The 13,652-nt window shown below is 28.0% G+C and carries 18 protein-coding genes; 2 read left to right on the plus strand and 16 right to left on the minus strand.

Annotated elements, in window-relative coordinates; genetic code table 11:
- Positions 1-138: 138 nt before the first annotated feature.
- Complete coding sequence (locus P4S50_RS13045) at positions 139-621, minus strand: hypothetical protein (RefSeq protein WP_277731234.1); 483 nt, start codon at positions 619-621, stop codon at positions 139-141.
- A gap of 245 nt (positions 622-866) precedes the next feature.
- On the opposite strand from P4S50_RS13045, the gene P4S50_RS13050 reads away from it, so the two are divergent.
- Entirely contained in the window at positions 867-1,133 is a 267-nt protein-coding gene (locus P4S50_RS13050) for a cysteine-rich small domain-containing protein (protein WP_277731235.1), read from the plus strand.
- 109 nt (positions 1,134-1,242) lie between these two features.
- On the opposite strand, the gene P4S50_RS13055 is transcribed toward P4S50_RS13050, so the two are convergent.
- From P4S50_RS13055 to P4S50_RS13125, 15 genes are all read right to left on the minus strand, one after another.
- Positions 1,243-1,386 (minus strand): FeoB-associated Cys-rich membrane protein, encoded by a 144-nt coding sequence (locus tag P4S50_RS13055; RefSeq protein ID WP_277731236.1) that lies wholly within the window; start codon positions 1,384-1,386, stop codon positions 1,243-1,245.
- Positions 1,387-1,480: 94 nt separating this feature from the next.
- The gene (locus tag P4S50_RS13060; protein ID WP_277731237.1) at positions 1,481-1,762 is read right to left on the minus strand and encodes a DUF2325 domain-containing protein; all 282 of its coding nucleotides are present in this window, start codon (positions 1,760-1,762) and stop codon (positions 1,481-1,483) included.
- 138 nt (positions 1,763-1,900) lie between these two features.
- The gene (locus P4S50_RS13065; protein WP_277731238.1) at positions 1,901-2,803 is read right to left on the minus strand and encodes a chemotaxis protein; all 903 of its coding nucleotides are present in this window, start codon (positions 2,801-2,803) and stop codon (positions 1,901-1,903) included.
- Positions 2,804-3,028: 225 nt separating this feature from the next.
- Positions 3,029-4,948, minus strand: a complete 1,920-nt coding sequence (locus tag P4S50_RS13070; RefSeq protein WP_277731239.1) for a complex I subunit 5 family protein — start codon at positions 4,946-4,948, stop codon at positions 3,029-3,031.
- A 13-nt stretch (positions 4,949-4,961) separates the two neighbouring features.
- Positions 4,962-6,416: a proton-conducting transporter transmembrane domain-containing protein gene (locus P4S50_RS13075; RefSeq protein ID WP_277731240.1), complete on the minus strand. Its 1,455-nt coding sequence runs from the start codon at positions 6,414-6,416 to the stop codon at positions 4,962-4,964.
- A 46-nt stretch (positions 6,417-6,462) separates the two neighbouring features.
- Positions 6,463-7,938, minus strand: a complete 1,476-nt coding sequence (locus P4S50_RS13080) for a complex I subunit 5 family protein (protein ID WP_277731241.1) — start codon at positions 7,936-7,938, stop codon at positions 6,463-6,465.
- A gap of 2 nt (positions 7,939-7,940) precedes the next feature.
- Positions 7,941-8,303: a sodium:proton antiporter gene (locus tag P4S50_RS13085; protein WP_277731242.1), complete on the minus strand. Its 363-nt coding sequence runs from the start codon at positions 8,301-8,303 to the stop codon at positions 7,941-7,943.
- Position 8,304: 1 nt separating this feature from the next.
- Entirely contained in the window at positions 8,305-8,724 is a 420-nt protein-coding gene (locus P4S50_RS13090; protein ID WP_277731243.1) for an MnhB domain-containing protein, read from the minus strand.
- Entirely contained in the window at positions 8,717-9,001 is a 285-nt protein-coding gene (mbhE, locus tag P4S50_RS13095) for a hydrogen gas-evolving membrane-bound hydrogenase subunit E (protein WP_277731244.1), read from the minus strand. The genes P4S50_RS13090 and mbhE overlap by 8 nt, the downstream gene beginning before the upstream one ends.
- Positions 8,998-9,237, minus strand: a complete 240-nt coding sequence (locus P4S50_RS13100; protein WP_248483019.1) for a hydrogenase subunit MbhD domain-containing protein — start codon at positions 9,235-9,237, stop codon at positions 8,998-9,000. Before P4S50_RS13100 ends, mbhE begins: the two co-directional genes overlap by 4 nt.
- A 19-nt stretch (positions 9,238-9,256) precedes the next feature.
- Positions 9,257-9,535: a monovalent cation/H(+) antiporter subunit G gene (gene mnhG, locus P4S50_RS13105; RefSeq protein ID WP_277731245.1), complete on the minus strand. Its 279-nt coding sequence runs from the start codon at positions 9,533-9,535 to the stop codon at positions 9,257-9,259.
- Positions 9,536-9,545: 10 nt separating this feature from the next.
- Positions 9,546-9,797 carry an MrpF/PhaF family protein gene (locus P4S50_RS13110; protein ID WP_277731246.1) on the minus strand — a complete coding sequence of 84 codons (252 nt, stop codon included), beginning with the start codon at positions 9,795-9,797 and terminating at the stop codon, positions 9,546-9,548.
- Positions 9,798-9,802: 5 nt separating this feature from the next.
- Positions 9,803-10,120 carry a Na+/H+ antiporter subunit E gene (locus P4S50_RS13115; RefSeq protein ID WP_277731247.1) on the minus strand — a complete coding sequence of 106 codons (318 nt, stop codon included), beginning with the start codon at positions 10,118-10,120 and terminating at the stop codon, positions 9,803-9,805.
- 12 nt (positions 10,121-10,132) lie between these two features.
- Positions 10,133-10,279, minus strand: a complete 147-nt coding sequence (locus P4S50_RS13120; RefSeq protein WP_277731249.1) for a hypothetical protein — start codon at positions 10,277-10,279, stop codon at positions 10,133-10,135.
- A gap of 275 nt (positions 10,280-10,554) precedes the next feature.
- Complete coding sequence (locus P4S50_RS13125; RefSeq protein WP_277731250.1) at positions 10,555-12,552, minus strand: sigma-54-dependent Fis family transcriptional regulator; 1,998 nt, start codon at positions 12,550-12,552, stop codon at positions 10,555-10,557.
- 235 nt (positions 12,553-12,787) lie between these two features.
- Here P4S50_RS13125 and P4S50_RS13130 point away from each other — a divergent pair, with 235 nt between their 5' ends.
- Positions 12,788-13,585 carry a rhomboid family intramembrane serine protease gene (locus P4S50_RS13130; protein ID WP_277731251.1) on the plus strand — a complete coding sequence of 266 codons (798 nt, stop codon included), beginning with the start codon at positions 12,788-12,790 and terminating at the stop codon, positions 13,583-13,585.
- The last annotated feature ends 67 nt before the right edge of the window (positions 13,586-13,652 follow it).

Consider the following 13,652-nt stretch of genomic DNA (forward strand, 5'->3'; position numbering starts at 1 on the left):
CCTCTTTTTTAGATTTTCATATTATCTATTATACCATTTGTTGTTATTTTTAATTTACTAATTTAAAATATATTATTATTATTTAAATTATACAAGAACATTAGTTTGGTGTAAATAAAAAAAGAAGGCTATATATCTCTAACCTTGTCTTTTAGCGAACACTTCTAAATTTTTAATATATTCTTCTTTTTCTTTTATAATATTTGATAAAAATCTATATGTATTGGTTTTTGCATCTTCTTCTTTCACAACCAATCTACCTTGTATAGCTATAAACAATGCATATATTTCCTTTTCCAAATTCAAGGAAAATCTAAGGAGACTTTTAATATCTGAAATTTTTGGATTCATTAATCTTTTTTTAAATTGATTAACTAAAAATAAGATTTTATCATATACCAAAAAATCAATATTTTCTAACACTTCTTCATTTTGTGCAATATATTTTTTCAATCTATTATAGCAATCAATATTTTTATCTAAACCTTTTACTAAAGTATTTACAACTATATTCATCCGTTTGTTTTCATAGTTATCATTTGCAATGTTTATATATATTTCTTTTCTTTTTTTTGCTATGTCTATTGCTTTGTCTATTAGGTCTATAGTATTATATGCCAATTGATACCTTCCTTTCTTGACATCTTGATGAATTAAAACCATTTAATGATACCACAGTCATACTTATTAATTAATTATACCCAATATAATTAATTAATAACCACATGACATTGGACCTATATTTTAGTAAATTAGGATTAGTATTTATATTAAAAGTACCTTTTTTTACATTAATTTACTATTAGTTTTTATATTATATGAAATTGTTGTATAATTAATGTATAAATAGAAGGGGGGATATAAATATGAGTGAAAATTATAAGTTTTTCCAAAATAATAAGTGTGAATACTTTCCATGTCATAAGGTAGAGAATCCAAAAGATTTCAATTGTCTATTTTGTTTTTGTCCTTTATATATGTTAAAAGATAAATGCGGTGGGAATTTTAAATACAAAAATGATGTTAAAGATTGTTCTGACTGCACTATACCTCATAGTAAAGGTGGCTATGACCATATAATGTCTAAAATGAAAGAAGTAATTCGTATAGGAAGTAAAAAAACAGAAGAATAAATTCGTAACATAAATCACAAAAATAACCCCTTAAAGTATTTTACAGAAATTTTTTCTGTTTCTACTCTAAGGGGTTATTTTAATATGTAAGACTATGTAGTTATTAAAGTTAATCATCCTTTCTAGAGCTACAGCTTGTAGACATACATCCACTACAGCCTACACATTCTCCTTTAGCTTCCTTTTTTAAAGTTTTGACTAATGCATATACACCATATCCTATTACTAAACCACCTATAACAAATGTCATCATACCATCATCTCCTTAAAAAATCACAATCATTGATTATCCTTTCATATTTAAACTATATTAATTGATAATATTTGTCAATAGTTTTAATATTATTCTAACACGTCATGTCTTTTATGGTATTTTTGAAATATGTCTTGCTGCTATTGTGACATACCACTACCGGTATATTTCTTTTTTTAGCTTCTTTAGATACTGTACTAGCTACTTTATGAGATATAGTATCTGTAAATATAACTATTCCATCACTCTTTCCTATAGATTTGGTCATATCATTTCTTCCGTATGTATAAACCTTAGCTTTTACTCCGTGTTTTTTTGCTTCATCTATATAAATTCTCTCCATTCTATCATGTCCACCATATATTACTATACTCATTTATATCACTCCTCATTTCCGTTATTAATAATCATTCTCATTTAATATTTTAAATCATTTTATTTTAGTTGTCAATAGTAAAATTATATAGTTCGCTTAAAAATAAAAAAATGCGATATCATGTGATATCGCATTTTTTTATTTTTCGATAAGTAATTCATCTATTAATTTTACAAGTTTTCCAATTTCCGGTTTACTCATCTGTCCATCTGCTCCTACAGACTTACCCTTATGCATTAAATCTCCAGTTATAAGAGACGAGAATATTATTACTGGAAGGCTCTTTAATATCTTATGTTCTTTTATTTTTCTAGTTAATGTATGTCCATCCATTTGCGGCATTTCAATATCAGTTATTAATATCTGGACATCATCTATAAAATTTTCTCCTTTTTCATCACATACTGAAGTTAAATAATCATACGCCTGCTGTCCATCATCAAAAAATCTCAAATTCTTAAATCCAGCCTTAGTAAGAGTATTATTAAGTACCTTTCTTATAAGTGGAGAATCATCAGCCAATATCATTTTCACACCACTTCTATCTTTATTCTCAATATCATTCATTCTTTTTTCAGTTATTCCTGAAGCAGGGCTTATATCCATAACTATTTTTTCAAAATCTAATAACATAAGTATATTGTTATTAAATATTATATTTCCAATAACCAAAGATGATTCATTTACATTCTCTGATTTTCTAATTTGATCCCATCCTATTCTGTGAATTCCCAATATATTATCAACACAGAATGCTACCTTCATATTATTAAATTCACACAATATAACCTTACATTTTTTTATATCTGCACTTTTCTTTTCTATTACATACTTCATGTCTATTAATGTTACAACTTCACCTCTAACCAAAGTAAGACCTGCTACTGCTGGATGACTATTAGGTATCTTAGTAAGATAGTCTACTTCAAGTATTTCCTTTACCTTTATAACATTAATAGCATAATGTTCTTTATTTATTGCAAACTCTAATATTTCAACTTCACCAGTACCTGACTCTAGTAATATTCCTTTATTTTCCATAAATTCATCCCCTTCATTTTTCGACCATTCCCTTTACCTTTCGACACGCTTGTCCGTTTTCCTTTTTTATTGTGTTTTTTTATAACAAATACAAAATTATATTTTTCTCCAAGTTGTAGATAGATGTAATTTTCGTTATGTGTTTCATAAAAGTTTACATTATAAGATTCTCTTAAAGAAGATCTTTTTTATTATATACCCTTAGTTTCATTTATTAAACCAGTTCTAAAGACCTATTAATATAATAGTTATTATAACCAATACAAACCCTATTATGAATACAGAATAGGTTATGCTGTTTAAATGAATACCTACTTTTTTTGGTATATCAGAAACTTTATAGCTACCATTATTAGTACATTTTACATTGCTCATTTCAATATTACAAATTTTTTTGATCTTTCTATCAGTATTTTTTACAGACTTTACAACAAACGTATCTATGGCAGAAAACCCTATTGATAATATATTATACACTAATTTACAAACTGGTCTATAAAAATTATTTTCTAGGTTAAACCAATTAAGAGATGGGTTTTTATATACCTTAACTCCGCACTCTTCAACTAATAAATATCTTCTAATAAATAACACATATATCCCTACTCCCATCAATATAGTAGTTATAGATGATTTTATGTTATTTATAGAATAAAATTTTATATCAAAATGTCCATTTAAGTGAATATTAAAAAACAAATTATCTTTATTCATAATTTTTATTAAGAACGAAGGATTTATAGCTATATATATTATACTTAAGCTAAGTATAATCATAGGAATTGTGGCTCTTTTTTTTACCTTGGTCTTATACTGACCTTTAAACTCATCATTTTTCGCTACAAACACAGATACGAATATTTTAAGTAGATAAGCTACTGTAAAACTACTACAAACTGTATATAACAGTTCTAAAAACATAGCTTTTTTTTCGTAAAAACTCTCTGATAAAGCATGATGTAGCATAGTCTTACTTATAAAACCATTAAACCCTGGCATACCTATAACACCAAACATTCCTATTAAAAATAATACTTTTATTAAATTCTTATGCTTTCCAAATCCTCTTATTTTATTTATACTAAGTTCATCTAATATCATATATATTATACCTGCAATCATAAAAAGAAGCACCTTAAATAATCCATGATTTACAATATGATACATAGTCCCATATATAGCCATTTCTTTGTGTTCTCCTATTAATCCAATAAGCGCAACACCCATTAATATATATCCAATTTGGCTCATACTACTATATGCTAATATTCTCTTTATATTTCTTTGAAACATTGCCAAAAATCCACCTATAAACATACTCACAAATGCCAGTATCAGCAAAACCTCACAAAATAATTTATCATTTCCCATTATACATATCGAAACAATCATTATTCCATAAACACCTGCTTTTGCAAGTATTCCAGAAAGTACTGCTGTTGCAGGGGTAGGAGCTGCTGGATATACCTTTGGTAACCATACATGAAGTGGAAACATACAGGCTTTAACTGCAAATCCTATCATAAGTGAAAAACCTATTGTATATTTCATAGTTCCAATAGAATCTATTACAGATGATATTTCAGATATATTCAATGTATTCGTATAATCGAATAATAATAATATTCCCATTAGCGTTATCATCCCACTAGCTATTGACATACCTAAATAAATCTTTCCAGCTTCATGAGAATAAACATCATCATCATGTATAACTAGCATATAAGATGTAAATGCCATCATTTCAAAGAATGTAAATAAGTTTAGTATATTTTCTGATATGAATACACCTACTGTACTTGAAAGTGTAAGCATAAAAAATGCATAGTACCTATTTCTATGATTGTGTTTTATAAGATATTGAGTGGAATATATAGTAGTTAAAAACCAAATAAAGCATGTTAAAAGTACAAATATATACCTCATCATATCCATTTTTAAATAAAGTCCAATTCCCATTATATCAGGTATAAATATTTCAATAGGATGTTTTGAAACACTAGGATACATCATTATAACCAATAAAAATTCCATACCTGTTATAATATCTATAACTAAATTTCTAAGTCTTTCATTTTTTCTTCCAACTATATATCCTACTAAAGAGCCTATTAACGGAAGTATAATCATTATAATTAAATACATACCTAACCCCCTCTTATATTAACTCTACAACTATTTTATTAACGAACTCTACTACTATATTAGGAAATATACCCAGCAAAGCCACAATAGCTGTTATACATACTATAGGAAATAGCATTCTTATTCCCGGATCATTATTTTCTATTTCTGCACCTTCATTTTTTTCAAAGAACGCCGTAACTATAATAGGCAGCAAATATGTACTTGTCAAAAAAGCACTAAGCAAAAGTATTATAGGAAACATTATCTTATTTGCATTCAGCCCTCCAAGGGCTAAATACCATTTACTAACAAATCCATTAGTAGGAGGTATACCTATCAAAGAAATAGATGCTATTGAAAAACACCACATTGTAATTGGCATTTCCTTACCTATACCCTTCATATCAGATATATTCTTAATATGCTTTTTAGTATATATAGCTCCAGCACAAAAGAATAGAACAATTTTAATAAGAGCATGATTAACCAAATGCAATATGCCTCCAACTAATGCATTTTCATTTAGCATTATAACTCCTAAAATTATATACCCTAACTGACTTATAGTAGAATAAGCTAGTCTCTTCTTTAAATTATCATGATGAATTGCCAAAAACGATCCCATCAGTATAGTTATTACAACGAATATACTTGAATATATATGGGCATCAACACGCCTCATAACCTCTGCTCCAAATATAAAATAAGATACTCTTATTATGCTAAACACACCAGATTTAACAACTGCAACTGCATGAAGTAGAGAACTTACAGGAGTTGGTGCTACCATGGCTGCTGGAAGCCACGAATGAAAAGGTACAACAGCAGCTTTTACCCCAAATCCTAAAAACATAAGTATATATATAACAAGAATCATCTTCTCATTTCCAGCAACATTACCATTAAGTATTCCTCCAGCAGTAAAACTCAAATCAGGATTAATATTATATAAAAGCATCATGCCCAAAAGAACAAACGTAGCCCCACCGAAAGAATATATTAAATACTTCTTTCCACTTTTAAATGCATCCTCACTTTCAGAGTGAATAACTAAAGGAAATGTAACTAATGTAAGCATTTCATAAAATACATATAAAGTAATTAAATTATCAGAAAATGCAATTCCTATAGTAACTCCAAGTGTAAGCATAAAGAAAGTGAAAAATCTCTTTTCATTTTTTTCATGTTCCATATATTCCATAGAATAAAAAGTAGTAAATATCCACAAAGTAGATGCAAGTAGCGAAAACAATACAGCAAGCTTATCAATTTTCAAACATATATTTATAAACTCGTTTATCTTTAGAATCTCCAACTTCATATCTATATCCAAATGCATAGTATACACAGTTAATATAAAATTAAATATAATACAACACGCTATATATATATTTCTGTTTTTTTTATTATCAAACTTAAGTATATTCAGAAATATAGCTAAAACAAATGGCATAATTATTGGAAAAAGTATAAATAGACTTTTCATTTAAATTCACCTTTCTTAAAAATTCGCTTTATGTTAACACAATAAGTTAAAACATTTGATCACACGCTATAAGCAGAATTTTTATAATATAATTAGAAAAAATACCAGCACAAACCATCATACCCATAAGCATAATAATAGGAATAAGCTCTTTTATACTTTTTTCCTTAGACATATACACTTTTTCTTTCAAGTTTTCCTGTCCAAAATACCCATTTATAACTATAGGAAAATAATAAACTCCATTTAAAAGCGAACTTGCGAGTATAATAGTTAGTAAATATAATCTACCTGATTGTATACTAGCAAGAGCAAAGTTCCACTTACTTAAAAAACCAGGAAGTATTGGTATACCAACCATTGATAAGCTTCCTAATGTAAATAAAGCTAGTGTTATTGGCATTTCTTTCCCTATCCCTCTTAAATCCGAAATATTTTTCCCTGCTTTTTCTATCATAGACCCTACGCTTAAGAACAAAGCTGACTTAGTAAATGCATGTCCTATTATGTGAAAAATTGAAATCGCAAGACCAAGTTCATTTCCAAGACCTATTCCAAAGAATACATATCCCATTTGAGCAACACTAGAATAAGCAATTACTCGCTTCAAATCTTTTTGGAATATCGCAAATATAGACCCCATTATCATACCTATACTTGCTAATATTAATATCAAATCAAGAACTGGTATATTTGAAATTATATCCGTTCCAAAAATCCTATATATTATTTTTATAAAAAGCAAAACAAAAGCTTTAACTACAACCGAAGAAAGCATCGCACTTGAAGATGTTGGTGCTGATGAATGCGCATCAGGAAGCCATACATGAAGAGGAAACATAGCCCCCTTAACCCCAAGCCCTATTGTAAAAAGTCCAATTGAGAGCAATATTATTCTTTCATAATTCATCCAATTTTTAATAAGTTCACTATGCATAAAATCCATATTTAAATTTCCAGTAATAGAATATAAAAAAGCAATTCCCATAAGCACAAGACCTGATCCTAAACTACTTAATACCACATACTTTATAGTCGCTTTTACATTTTCTTTTTTATCTTTAATGACTATAATCCCACAAGAAGCAAGTGTACTTACCTCAATAAACACAAAAGCATTAAATATATCATTTGTAAAAACTATACCTAAAAGGGAAGCTATTAATATATTTATAAGAACATAATACAGACAAACCTTACTTTCTTTAATGTCTTTTTCTATACTATATAGTGAATACCAAATAATAAAAAACGAAACTACAGTAAACAAAATAGCCATCATAGATTCTAAAGTTCCTATACTAAATTCAATACCCCAGGGAGCATCAAAATGCCCCATCTTGTATTTGAAATTTCCATACAATTGTACATAGTAAAAAGTAAAAATAGATAGCACTGAACATATAAAATTAGTAATTAAGCTTATAGTTTTTATAATCTTATTGTTATTTACAAGGGGCATAGTGAATGCACTTATAAATAATATTAAAATCATAATTAGCGGAAAACTCTTTATAACCACATCTACCCCTCCTTCATATTTAAGATTTCTCTTAAATCTATAGTTTTATATTTTTCATGAAGTTTTATGGTAAGCGCTAGCATAAATGCAGTCATACTTACAGAAACAACTATACCTGTAAGCATAAGAGATGTGGGAACTGGATTTATATATCCATCAACACCTTTAAACTCTCCAACAACTATTGGTGCATCCTTTCCATATATATACCCTCTTGCTATAAAAAATAAAAATATAGCTGTATCCATTATATTAAGACCGATTATTTTTTTTATCATATTATTATTAAGTAAGAGTGTCATAAACCCAATTCCAAATAGAACAATAGCACCTACCTCTATATAATTATTCATTAAATTTTGCATATTATATTTCTCCTTCACTAAACAAGCTATATAAAAAATACATAGTAATAGCAACTATACAGCCTACAAAAATATTAAGGGGAAGTAAGTATCCACCAGAAAATATTCTACCCGGAGTACCAATTGGAAAACTAGGAAGATGTAGATTTAATCCTCCTCCTATAAAGCTATATCCTTTTAAAAGACCATATCCTATCAAAGAAAAACACATAGCCTTTATTAATGTATTATAAGAAAACTTAGCTTTAGCTTTATCAGATCCGTTTACAATCCTATAAAGAATAAAACTTGCCCCTATTATAGTTCCTCCTGCAAATCCACCACCAGGTGATATATGACCATTTACAATAACATATATCCCAAATACCTGTATAAAAGGTATTATAAATTTTGAAACAACACTGAGTATTTCACTATTCACACTCATCACCTTCTCTTCTTAAAAGCAATAAAACAACAATTCCTCCTGTAAATAAAACCGTGGCCTCTACAAAAGTATCAAACGCTCTATAATCCAATATAATTCCAGTTATTATATTAAGAGCACCCGTTTCCTTAACCGCATCTTCTAAGTAAGTTTTGGATACGTAATTATGTGCGGGAACGTCTGATTTACCAAACTCAGGTAACTCACTTACTCCAATCAATATTATCCCTATTAATAAAGAAGTCAAAATAACAGTTATAATTTTTCTCATTTTGAATCCCCCTTTATCCTCTTAAGAGTTAATATAAATAAAAGTGTTGAAATTCCTGCTCCAACAGCAGCTTCAGTTATAGCAAGATCTGGAGCATTTAATTGTTGCCACAGCATTGCCATCACAAGAGAATATACCATAAATACAATTATTGCACCTAATAAATCCTCCACAAAGGATACTGCTACTGATGCGAATATCAAAAATAAAATCATAATAATACTAAGTAATCCCATATCAATTCACTCCATATAGTTATTTTCTTCTATTAAACTCCGCTCTTGTTATTAAGTGTGTTGCAGTAGGATTTGTAATCCATAAAAAAACTACTACTAAAATTAACTTAAAACTAACAAATGAAACCCCATTGTATATAATTAAAGCAAGCAAACTAAGAACCGCACCTAAAGTATCACATTTAGCAGCAGAGTGAGCTCTTGTAAATACATCCTTGAATCTAAACAAACCTATAGTTCCTATACAAAAGAAAAATAGGCCTGAGAATAAAAATATAGTTACTACAACCAATTTCATATTACCCCTCCTATTTATCGATTAAATCAGCTATTCCTATTGATCCTATAAAACTAATAAGCGCATATACAAGTACAACATCTATAAAATAAGTTTCATGCAATACAAATGATATCAATGATATCAAAATTATAGTTTTAGTCCCAATTACATTTACTGCAATCAATCTATCAGCAGCTAAGGGACCCTTTATAGCTCTTATCATACAAAATACTATTGTAATAGATAAAAACAAACTTGAAGCTATGAGTATTCTTTCCATATTATCTAAATCTCCTCTATTTTCAAAAGTATATTTTCAAATTTTGAATCCAAAAGACCATCTGCAAACTGTTTTTTAAGACAATGTATTGTGTATACATCATTCTCCAAAACCATAGTTATAGTTCCTGGAGTAAGTGTAATTGAGTTTGCCAGTATAACTCTATATAAATCAGATTTTAATTTAGTTTTAAATTTTACAACAACTGGATCAATATCTATTTTGACCCCTAGAACTATTCTTGCAACATCTATATTTGCTTTTATAACTTCTATTATTAATACAAATACATATTGCACTATATAAATAAATTTTCTAAACAAAAATATCCCACCTTATTTTGTAATAAAATTTTCTTTATTGAACTTATAAACAAATAAACATACAAACATCCCAACTAACAAATTCTCTACACTTATTGATCCTTGTAATATATCCCAAAATATTAATAATATAGTCATAACTATTCCTAGTTTTTTCATAAATAGACCTCCTTTTGATTCTCTAACTTAAAATTTATTGCATATATCTATTTTATACATAGCAAGTATTGTGCCATTTTTACATTTTCTTAATATTTTTTAATTGTATACCTTCTAATTTCAACATTCATTATTTTGAAATTTTTTATTTCAAAAAAATATATTTGTAAAAACTTTATTTCACATGTATTTTATGTGTCATTTCGGTACACTTGTTAATTTAAAGACATAAAAAAGTGTATCAAAATGAAACTTACGTTTCATTTTGATACACTTTATATCATGTAATCTATATTATATTTTTCTAACTTTCTATAAAGAGTACTTCTTCCTATACCAAGTGTTTTGGAGGCGAGAGCTATATTTCCGTTCACATCTTCCAAAGTCTTTATTATAGCTATCTTCTCTATTTCTGCTAAAGTCAGTAGTTCTTCTGTTATTCCTATTTTTTTGCATAAATTACTAGGTTTTATATAAGAAGGCAGATGTTTGTATTCTATAGTTTCTCCTTCTTCAACCATATTTATAACTAACTGCATTACATTCTGAAGTTCCCTTACATTCCCTGGCCAATCATAACTTTTAACATATTTATAAAAACTTTCGTTAATAAATCCTATAGTCTTATTCATCTTTTTGCTAAATTTTTTAAGAAAATATTCAACCAAAAGATCTATATCTTCTTTTCTATGCCTTAAGGATGGAGTGGTTATAGGCATTACATTCAATCTGTAATAAAGATCTTCTCTAAAGTTTCCTTTTTCAACTTCTTCTTTTAGATTTTTATGCGTTGCAGCTATAACTCTAACATCTGTTGGTATAACACTATGGCCTCCAACTCTAACTATTGATTTAGTTTCCAAAACTCTAAGCAAATTTACTTGTGTATCAAGAGGCATATCTCCTATTTCATCAAGAAATATAGTCCCCTCATCAGCAAGTTCAAATTTACCTGGATGTCCACCTCTTTTGGCACCAGTAAATGCTCCATCTACATATCCAAACAACTCACTTGCTACAAGTTCTCTAGGTATAGCCCCACAATTTAAAAATACAAATGGTTTATTCTTTCTAGGACTTTCATTGTGTATTGCCTGGGCAAACAATTCTTTCCCTGTACCACTTTCCCCTTGAAGAAGTATAGTAGTATTTGCTTTTGCAGCTTTTTTTGATATTTTTTTAGCATCTTGCATTATTTCACTTTTACCTATAATATCTTCAAATGTAAATATAGCTTCAGCTCCTATTATTTTATTTACAAGATTATGAATTGTCTTGGCTCTTCTAAAAGTTACAACAACTCCTTCAACCTCATCAGTATCACAGTCTTTTATAGGAGTCAAACTTACTATACAGTATATTCTTTGTCCTCTTTTATTTTTAAAATACATTTCAGTCTCTTCGTATTTTTTACCTTTATTTATAACACTTAATACTATTTTGTTGTTTTTTTCGCTTATAAGCTCACTTATATTTTTTCCTATAATATCTTTTTCATCAAGCGAAAGTAGTTTTCTAGCAAATAAATTTATATCTTTAACTATCCCTTTGTTATCTATTCCTAAAAGTCCTTCAGATATAGACTCCATTATTGCAAATAAATGCTTATTTGTCATACTTAGCTTTTTATTCATATCGTTAACTTTTAATTGATTTTCTATTGCTTCCCCCGATGCTACTACCATTCCCAAAGTATGAGGATGAACTTTTTCATATGGTCCAGTTACACTCAACACGCCCACTACATCACCATATTGATTTTTTATAGGACAAGCAGATGAACTCCAATTATGATATAACTTGCAATAATGTTCCCCTCCAAGAACTTGTATAGGTTCTTTATTTATTATTGCAAGTGATAGAGCATTTGTTCCCATATTTTTTTCACTTATATTACTCCCCATCTCTATATTAAGGTCTTTATACGTATCTATAAGATCACTATTTCCCATAAACTCAAGAATATAACCATCTCCATCTGCTAGCCTTATTACAAGACCATTATCTTCTACTATTTTATACAAACTGTTCATAAAAGGCTTGGCTATCTCTACTAGTCTCTTAGATTCTTCTTTTCTTCTTTTCAATTCTCTTTTATTGAGTTTTAAAACTTCATTATTTACAAATGGGTCTATTTTATAAGTTTTACTTCTCAACCAAGATTTAGCTATAATAGGTCTTATTAAGTCGTAATCTAAGTCCCCTGTTTTTATGAATTTTTTCCAAGCTTTTATGCTATCTTCATTCTTACCCAGTAAAATTTCCGTTGGCATTTTTATCACCCCTTCGGACTAATATTATTATTTATTATACCACTATATATAAATTTACGTTTTATTTATAATAAATTTATATAAATTTAAATTTCTACATAGCATTGATTAAAAAACTAAATTTATAACTATTTTATATATTCAACCTCACTTTTGGTCAATATATAATTGTATATGTTATAATATAGTGTACATTTACATATTTTAGTTTTTTCTTACTAAAGGAGGTTTTTCCATGAATTGGATAGATAAATTAGAACGAAAATATAGAAATCTTGCAATTGAAAATCTAATGTATTATGTAATAGGGTTATCCACTCTTGTGTATGGTATATATTACATAACTCACTCTTATAACTTAATAGCTTTACTTGAGCTAAATCCAAGTTTAGTCATGAAAGGTCAGGTTTGGAGGCTTATAACTTATATATTTATACCACCTTTGCTTTCTCCAATTTGGATATTCTTTAGACTTTATATTTATTATACCCTAGGTTCTGCACTTGAACATGAATGGGGTAGCTTTAAATTTAATCTATACTACTTTTTAGGTATGATTGGAACTACAATAGTAGCTTTTATAATAAACTCACCCGTTAGTGCTACTTATTTAAATCTATCTATTTTTCTAGCATTTGCTAAATTGTATCCAGACTACGAGTTTTATCTATTTTTTATACTTCCAGTCAAAGTTAAGTATTTATCTTTCTTGAATTGGATATTTATAGGATATACAATTATATTCTCACCTGTAATATTTAAATTAACAGCTATAGTATCTATAATAAATTACTTTATATTTTTTGGAAAAAGCAATTTATATGATGCTAAGAACAGAAGAAATGCTTATAATAGAAAAAAACAGTTCAAATCTAATATAACTAATATAACTAGAAAAGATTATTTTCATAAATGTACTGTATGCGGAATAACAGAAAAAGACGATCCTGACATGGAGTTTAGATACTGCTCTAAGTGCAGTGATGACTATGAATATTGTATTAATCACCTTTCTAATCATGAACACAGATAAAGATGAAGCATTATGCTTCATCTTTTTTTAGCTTATTGATACTTTTTTCCTTCACTTTATATTTTCT

It is taken from the genome of Tepidibacter hydrothermalis, assembly GCF_029542625.1.
GTDB lineage: Bacteria > Bacillota > Clostridia > Peptostreptococcales > Peptostreptococcaceae > Tepidibacter_A > Tepidibacter_A hydrothermalis.

Bases quoted from the DNA above. Each gene is read 5' to 3' on its own strand.
- P4S50_RS13050 (WP_277731235.1), top strand. From the start codon at position 867: ATGAGTGAAAATTATAAGTTTTTCCAAAATAATAAGTGTGAATACTTT.
- P4S50_RS13055 (WP_277731236.1), bottom strand. From the start codon at position 1,386: ATGATGACATTTGTTATAGGTGGTTTAGTAATAGGATATGGTGTATAT.
- P4S50_RS13060 (WP_277731237.1), bottom strand. From the start codon at position 1,762: ATGAGTATAGTAATATATGGTGGACATGATAGAATGGAGAGAATTTAT.
- P4S50_RS13065 (WP_277731238.1), bottom strand. From the start codon at position 2,803: ATGGAAAATAAAGGAATATTACTAGAGTCAGGTACTGGTGAAGTTGAA.
- mbhE (WP_277731244.1), bottom strand. From the start codon at position 9,001: ATGAGAAAAATTATAACTGTTATTTTGACTTCTTTATTAATAGGGATA.
- P4S50_RS13125 (WP_277731250.1), bottom strand. From the start codon at position 12,552: ATGCCAACGGAAATTTTACTGGGTAAGAATGAAGATAGCATAAAAGCT.
- P4S50_RS13085 (WP_277731242.1), bottom strand. From the start codon at position 8,303: ATGCAAAATTTAATGAATAATTATATAGAGGTAGGTGCTATTGTTCTA.
- P4S50_RS13075 (WP_277731240.1), bottom strand. From the start codon at position 6,416: ATGAAAAGTCTATTTATACTTTTTCCAATAATTATGCCATTTGTTTTA.
- P4S50_RS13070 (WP_277731239.1), bottom strand. From the start codon at position 4,948: ATGTATTTAATTATAATGATTATACTTCCGTTAATAGGCTCTTTAGTA.
- P4S50_RS13130 (WP_277731251.1), top strand. From the start codon at position 12,788: ATGAATTGGATAGATAAATTAGAACGAAAATATAGAAATCTTGCAATT.
- P4S50_RS13110 (WP_277731246.1), bottom strand. From the start codon at position 9,797: ATGGAAAGAATACTCATAGCTTCAAGTTTGTTTTTATCTATTACAATA.
- P4S50_RS13120 (WP_277731249.1), bottom strand. From the start codon at position 10,279: ATGAAAAAACTAGGAATAGTTATGACTATATTATTAATATTTTGGGAT.
- mnhG (WP_277731245.1), bottom strand. From the start codon at position 9,535: ATGAAATTGGTTGTAGTAACTATATTTTTATTCTCAGGCCTATTTTTC.
- P4S50_RS13100 (WP_248483019.1), bottom strand. From the start codon at position 9,237: ATGGGATTACTTAGTATTATTATGATTTTATTTTTGATATTCGCATCA.